Consider the following 6,471-nt stretch of genomic DNA (forward strand, 5'->3'; position numbering starts at 1 on the left):
CCACTCGATGCGGCCTGTCAGCGCAAGTCCTGGTGCGGTAAGATGCTCCGCTTCGATGGAGGCAGCCCGTAGGCGCTCACCTGGCGCACTTCCCGCTGTCCCCACGAGCAAGAAACGAGAGTTTTCCCTGAACTGGTAGGTTCCCAGCGCACTCACCAGCGAGCCTGAGCCTCGGCTGTAGCCAAAGAGTCCCACACTGCTGGCCCCCAGGCGACGGAAGGCATGGGCATAGACACCGTTGCTGCCACCAACCCGCGCTTGTTTCCGCAGACCTAGTGCTCCCTCAAACGGAACGCCGACCGAGAGATAGGTGCCATCGGGATTCGAGCCGCCACGCCCGCTGAAGTAGTCGGCGCGAACCGTGGGAACAAAGTCTGTCGGAGAGAAGCCTCTGAGGGTGGAAGAGAGTGAGCGGGGCAAGACACCCGTCAGGGTATTGACGGGGTCGTACTGGTACATCAAAGCACTACTCTGCCCCGCCACAATCGCCAAGCCCCGACGGCTCGTCGGAAGCGCGATATAGGCTCCTTTAAGGCTTCCCTGCTGTGCCTCATCCGTGGTGACGGGAAACGAGGAGATAAAGTAGCCCGCATCGGAGATATTGAGCTGCGCAGAGCGGATCTTGGTGGTGGTGCGAGACTTCTGCCCGCTCTCCTGACTGGCGTTTACAATCAGGGAGAGGGGAAGTGCTTTTAGCCCCGTTGTCTTCTCGGGTTCCTGACCGGCAGGCCAGCGAAAGTAGTTTGCCTGAAAGGTCAGCCCAAAGCGATTGAGCGACGGGGCAACCGTGTGACACGTGGCGCAGGAGACTTTGTAGCGCAGTGCGTACGAGGGCAGCGCCCAGGCACGCACCACACTGACAAGCAAAACCGCGATCAGAAAAAACAGGCGTTGCATAGATTATTTTTTTAGTTAAACGTCACGTCGTGGGTATGTGAAGCGCCCAAAGCGCTCGTCTTGGTAACTTTTGTGCCATTGCGGATACTCACGACCTCAGCGCCCGTAAGATCAAAGGTATGGTTATGTGCGGATGAGCCCTGGATATTCAGAGAAAGTCCACCGCCTGCGGTAAGCTGCGCTCCCGTGATAACGGCAGTATGACCATGGTTAGACGAGATCGCCGAGGCGCTTTTGTCGGGCACGGGGGTGGGCGTGGGAGTCGGTGTAGGCGTAGGGGTTGCTGCAACGGGAGTTGGTGAGGGGGTTGGTGTAGGAGCCGGGCTTGCTGTGGGCGCGGGTGTGGCGGTAGCGACGGGAGTTGCTGTCGGACTAGGAGAAGCCGTGGGCGCGGGTGTGGGAGTCGGCTCGGGGGTGGAGCTGCTTCCACAGCCATCTAGCGTGAGCGTCGCCCCTCCGAGCAGTAAGAGTGCTGCTTGAACAGAGATCTCACGGCGGGTGAATGTTGTTGCTTTTTCTTTTTCCATAGGAATGTTGCTCTCTTCAGATATGTTGTCTTTATCGTTTCGGATATGCTTTCTTTATCGTTGCTTACGCGACAAAAGTTGGACTATCTCCAATTTATCTTTGTTCCCTGTAATGTTTGTGTGATGGTGAGCTGGGAAAGCACGAAAGGGTGGGCGACACTAAGCGAAGGCGGGAGAGAGCACCGAAGATTGCAAAGATATTACAAGCGCCATAGTGTTGCTAGAGGTGGAATGCCAGTGGTCGCTCCCAGCATCTGCACACACGCGGCCCCAACTTTGTTGGCGAGCATGGCGGCTTCCCTCGGAGACATTCCCCGTGAAAGCCCCACCAGAAAGCCACCGCACCAGGAATCGCCCGCGCCGAGCGTGTCCACCACGGTGACATTGGGAATGCCAGAAACCAGCACGGGCTCTTTTCCTGGCTCCGCGACCCAGCAGCCCTCGCTCCCCACTTTGATGACCATATTCAGCGCGGGATTCACGGCGCGGCAGGCGGCAATCTGCTCAGGCACCGTGGCTTTTCCGCAAAGCTGGTGGATCTCGTCTATCGAGGGCACGAACCAGTCGAGATAAGAAAGCGCGGGAGCCAAGCCACTCCAGCCTGCGGAGCGTGGGTTCATCACGGTGTCGAGCATCGTCAACATGCCGCGTTTTTGTGCCTCGGCCAGCACCTTGGCGATGGGTTCTCCCTCAAGCGAGGGCATAAGCTGCAAGCCCGCGACATGGAAAAAACGCGTGCCCAAGAGCGCGTCCCATTCCACATCATCTGCGCTTAGCGTGGCATTGGCTCCCGGCGCATGGAGAAATGAGCGCTCGCCGTCGTTGTGCACCAGAACCAGCGACGTTGCCGTGGGAGCGTGAGGATCACAGGCGACCGCATGGGTGTCCACACCCAGCTTGCTCAGTGCCTCCGTGAGAAAGGCCCCAAAGTTATCATCGCCCACTTTTCCGACAAGTTTTACCGGCAGACCGAGCTTGGCGACGGATGCGGCGGAGTTGGCCGCATTTCCCCCGATATGTAGCTCGACGCGCTCAATCAGCTCCAGTGTCCCCCGCGCAGGGAGCGCATCCACGGGCTTGGCGACCACATCCGCGACCAGAATTCCCAGACAGGCAATCATGAAGCCGCCAGCTCGCCGCAGGAAGAGAACGCCTGCTGGGGACTGTCACCGCACGCAGGCTTGCCGACAACACGCAGGCCCACCAATGTCACGGGAACGGCAAGACTCAGCACAAACGCCTGGCCCTCGCGCAGTCCTTGGGGATTGGTTGCCGTGGTTGCCGGATAGCTCGCCAGCTCCCCGAGCTTTTCCCACGGGCCCTCTTTGGTGCGCTGCACCTCGATCCAGGGCTTCGTCTCCGACGCATCAAACCAGCCACCGTCATGGAAGCTGCGTCCGTGGCAGTAGGTAATCTTGGTCGCAGTCTTAGGCGTGGCAAAGCTCAAGCTAAACCAGTACAGAGGCGGCTTAGAGCCATCAAACGTGACGACTAAGCTCTTGGGATCGCCATCACAGATTGAACCCTCCACGTTTCCCGAGCGGCTCCGGTCTTCCTCTAGCCCCCCCGCCCCTGCAGGCAGGGGAGACCAGATCTGGTACTTCTCGCCGTTTGCACCCGCTTCGGCAAAGAGCACGTCTTGGCCGTTCTGCGATGCCAGCACAAACGGCCCGAGAGTTTTGGCTGTGCGACCCGCATTGGTAAACGTGCCTTCGATAGTCTTTGGAGTGACGCTCATCGCCAGCGTGACCGTGTCGCCCTTTTTCCAGGTCTGAGAACGGACAGAGAGAGAGGTGAAGGCACCACGGAGAATCGTACCTGTACGGGTCTTGAAGCTTCCCCACTGTGGAAGGCGGATGGCGATCGCAAACGCGACAGGACGCTCTGGCTCCAGTGTCAGGACAAGCTCACCCGGCTTGGGAAACGGGCTTTTCTGGCTCACCCGCACCACGACGCCATTCAGAGTAACCGTTGCCTCGAAACTATCTACCGTGGTGATAATCAGCTCTCGGGTATTTCTGCCCGTAAAGCAGACACTCTGCGGCGCGAGGGCCATGCCGCGTGGGCCGGACGAGACGCAGCAGTTGATGCCAGGGCCATAGGGCTTGGTGCCTTCGAGCGCGGTGTAGTAGCACCACTGGGCACCATCCGGGCGCTGAGCGGCAGCGAGGTGGTTGTACTGCGAGCGCTCGATCTCGTGGGCGTACTTGCCCTGGCCCGTGAGCCGCAGGAGCTGCCAGCTGAGCTGGAGCCAGGTCACCGTGACGCAGGTCTCACCGATATTATTGCGCGGCGCATTGGGTAGCGCATGGTCGTCGTGGAAGTGCTCACCGTAGCTCATCGAGCCCGTGAGATAGAGCTGGTTGGCCACAATATCGTCCCAAGCCTTCTGTGGCCCGACCAAGTAGCGCTTCTCCCCCGTCTCGCGGTAGAGCTCGCACAGCCCCACCAAGTTCGAGAGCATCTCGTAGGCTTTCCCATTGGCGGTCTTATTGACCTTTCCCGTGGCCGTCAGTGTGGAGAGTACTTTGGGGCCGCGTGGTTCCTCCCACGCCACCTCGACGATATAACGACAGAAGTCTAAGTATTTTTTGCTCTTGCTGGCGCGGGCGAGCAGCACCATCGGCTCTAAGACGCTCGTGGCGGCCATCCCGACGTGTGTTCCCGCGCTGAGAAGGCTCTTCTGTCCCGGCTCCGTGCCAAACGTGGCGCAGAGCAAGTCCCCCATGCGCTGGCAACAGGCGAGCGCGGCGGCGTCTTTGGTGTACTCCCACCAGGTCAGCAAGCCAATCAGGCAGTACTTATGGCTCCAGACATCCCAGTCCGCGCCTTTATAGAGCCCGAAACGCTGGCCCTTCACGTAGGTTCCGAGATACCCATCGGCTTCTTGACACGCGATCAGCTCTTTAACGGCACCAGCGAGCTTCTCTTTGAGCTTTTCATCGCCCGTATTCTGCCAGGCCAGAGTCGCGGCGTGGAGCCACTTGCCGATATGCTCCCCGATCCACGGGTGGCTTCCGGGGCGCTGCTTGTAGCCAGCAAGTAGCGGCACGAGGTCCACATTGAGAAGTCGCGTCGCTTCATTCACAACCACACGCTTGCCCAGCCAGCCGGTTAGCTTCACCTGCGAAGGAGCCAGTGGCTCAAAGACATCTTTGATCATGGTGGCTTAGTATACTCCAGCGAGGCAGAGTTGGAGTAGAATAAGACATGAAAGAACTTCTCCTCCTCGGACTTCTCCTGGCACAAGTGCAACCTCCCAAGCCCGCGCCGCTCTACGACGAAAAAGCCAACGGGGCACAGCAGATCGAAAAAGCGCTGATCGAGGCCAAGCGTGGCAAGAAAAATGTGCTACTACAATTTGGAGCCAACTGGTGCGGCTGGTGCCATAAGCTCCATAAGCTCTGCGACGAAGACAAGGCAATCGCTGCGGAGCTGAAGAAGAACTTCGTGGTGGTCTTGATTGATGTGGACAAGAAGCACAACGAGGACATCAACAAGCGCTACGGCAACCCCACCCAAAAGGGTCTTCCCGTAATCGTTGTTTTAGACCCTACTGGCAAGCAGCTCACCACGCAAGACACCGGCAAGCTAGAAGAAGGCGACCACCATGACCCTGCTAAAGTGCTCGCCTTTCTCAAACAGTGGACGCCGAAGCGCTAGCGATGAAAAACCCACAAGACTCCAAGCGGACGCTTACCCCAGAGGGCTTCGAGTTTCCCACAAACACTCCTCGCTTTGTCTATCACTATCCGGTGCCCAAGGCGACAGCCAAGGTCTATCGCGGCACGTGGATCGCGGAGAACGCGGAGGAGATTCGCCCGAACCTGACGATTGCAGCGGCGGATGTCACTCCCGGTAAAGAGAGAGTGCTCAACTTCCGCCTCACCAAACCCAAAAGCGACTGGCCCCAGGGACTCTATCGGTTGGAGATCCGCGCCGACGGCAAGCTGGTTCATACCGTTCGCTTCTTCGTACGAGATCCCGCCTAGCCGGTGGTCTAAGAGCAAGAAAGGGCGGCCATTTGGCCGCCCTTTCTTCTTGTCTTACTTCTTGGGGAAGTACTTTTCAACCGTCTCCTTACTCGGGGGCTTGGTGCCCAGCGAGACAAAGAGCATCAGGAGCGCACTTCCAACCACCATCGGGACGACGGGCAAGTAGCCCATTATGGTGATCTGGGTCGGTGCACGCAGGAAGAGCCGTCCCAGCTCCGGGTAGATAGGAAGCTCGGTAATGGGCTTCTTTTTGGGCGCACCCGGCGGAGGTGGGGGAGTGGTTTTATCCGCAGCGGCTTTGGCGGCAGCGGCTTGGGCAGCTTGCATCTTTAGCCCTATCGGCTCAGAGATATTGGTGAGGTACCCTGTGACAAAAAGACAGATCGCAACCCAGATAGCAGCGGCCAGTGCCCCCCACTTGGTACTACGTTTCCAGAAGAGTGCGGCGATCATGACGGGTGCAAGCGCGGCAAAGCCGGAGAAGGCAAAGCGCACAGCCAGCTCGAAGATGCTCTGTGGCTTTGCCAGAGCGATCAGATAGGCAACCACAGTCAGGACGACAATAAAGCCACGGGCAAAGAGAATACTGCTCTGCTCTCCGAACTTCTTGCGTCCACCGTAGTGATCGAAGATGTCTTTGGTAAACATGGTCGAGAGTGCCAGCACCTGGTGCGCATCGCTCCCCATGACCACGGAGATAATCCCCGCCCCCAGAATCCCTGAGATCCAGACGGGCGCGTACTTGGTCAGTAGCATCAGCAAAACGCCATCAGACTCCGTGCCTTTGAGCCCTGGAATCACTTGCGCTCCAACAATACCTAAGAAGACACTCGGGAGCCAGACGGCCATGATCGCCAGCGGATAGGCCACGACCGTGTTCTTAAACGCCGACATTTTCTTGGCCGACAGGCACATAATGGACATGTGCGGGAACATGATGGAGCTGAGTGGGATCAGGGAGTAGCTCCAGAAGACCTCGGCGGGCATGCGCTCACGGCTTAGAAGAAAACCCTTGGGCGATGCTCCGAGCTTTGTGAGTGCCGCACCAAAAC

At 58.6% G+C, this 6,471-nt stretch carries 5 protein-coding genes and 2 pseudogenes; 2 read left to right on the forward strand and 5 right to left on the reverse strand.

The annotated features are described in order from the left end of the window. The 4 genes and pseudogenes from RMO15_RS03345 to RMO15_RS03360 form a co-directional block, all read right to left on the reverse strand. A pseudogene (locus RMO15_RS03345) lies at positions 1-897 on the reverse strand (hypothetical protein); the annotation flags it as partial. 11 nt (positions 898-908) lie between these two features. After that, a complete protein-coding gene (locus tag RMO15_RS03350; RefSeq protein WP_309707786.1) occupies positions 909-1,424 on the reverse strand; it encodes a hypothetical protein in 516 nt (171 codons plus the stop codon). Between the two features lie 200 nt (positions 1,425-1,624). Then, complete coding sequence (locus RMO15_RS03355) at positions 1,625-2,545, reverse strand: carbohydrate kinase family protein (RefSeq protein ID WP_309707787.1); 921 nt, start codon at positions 2,543-2,545, stop codon at positions 1,625-1,627. Beyond that, entirely contained in the window at positions 2,542-4,587 is a 2,046-nt protein-coding gene (locus tag RMO15_RS03360; RefSeq protein ID WP_309707789.1) for a beta-L-arabinofuranosidase domain-containing protein, read from the reverse strand. Before RMO15_RS03360 ends, RMO15_RS03355 begins: the two co-directional genes overlap by 4 nt. A gap of 47 nt (positions 4,588-4,634) precedes the next feature. On the opposite strand from RMO15_RS03360, the gene RMO15_RS03365 reads away from it, so the two are divergent. Both RMO15_RS03365 and RMO15_RS03370 read left to right on the forward strand, forming a co-directional pair. Next, complete coding sequence (locus tag RMO15_RS03365; RefSeq protein WP_309707790.1) at positions 4,635-5,087, forward strand: thioredoxin family protein; 453 nt, start codon at positions 4,635-4,637, stop codon at positions 5,085-5,087. Positions 5,088-5,089: 2 nt separating this feature from the next. Next, a complete protein-coding gene (locus RMO15_RS03370) occupies positions 5,090-5,416 on the forward strand; it encodes a hypothetical protein (RefSeq protein ID WP_309707791.1) in 327 nt (108 codons plus the stop codon). Positions 5,417-5,470: 54 nt separating this feature from the next. On the opposite strand, the pseudogene RMO15_RS03375 reads toward RMO15_RS03370, so the two are convergent. Continuing rightward, positions 5,471-6,471 (reverse strand): annotated as a pseudogene (locus tag RMO15_RS03375) (hypothetical protein); the annotation flags it as partial.

Origin of the sequence: Armatimonas sp., assembly GCF_031410135.1 — a bacterium.
GTDB lineage: Bacteria > Armatimonadota > Armatimonadia > Armatimonadales > Armatimonadaceae > Armatimonas.

Coding starts and splice junctions, on each gene's coding strand:
- RMO15_RS03350 (WP_309707786.1), bottom strand. CDS start 1,424: ATGGAAAAAGAAAAAGCAACAACATTCACCCGCCGTGAGATCTCTGTT.
- RMO15_RS03355 (WP_309707787.1), bottom strand. CDS start 2,545: ATGATTGCCTGTCTGGGAATTCTGGTCGCGGATGTGGTCGCCAAGCCC.
- RMO15_RS03360 (WP_309707789.1), bottom strand. CDS start 4,587: ATGATCAAAGATGTCTTTGAGCCACTGGCTCCTTCGCAGGTGAAGCTA.
- RMO15_RS03365 (WP_309707790.1), top strand. CDS start 4,635: ATGAAAGAACTTCTCCTCCTCGGACTTCTCCTGGCACAAGTGCAACCT.
- RMO15_RS03370 (WP_309707791.1), top strand. CDS start 5,090: ATGAAAAACCCACAAGACTCCAAGCGGACGCTTACCCCAGAGGGCTTC.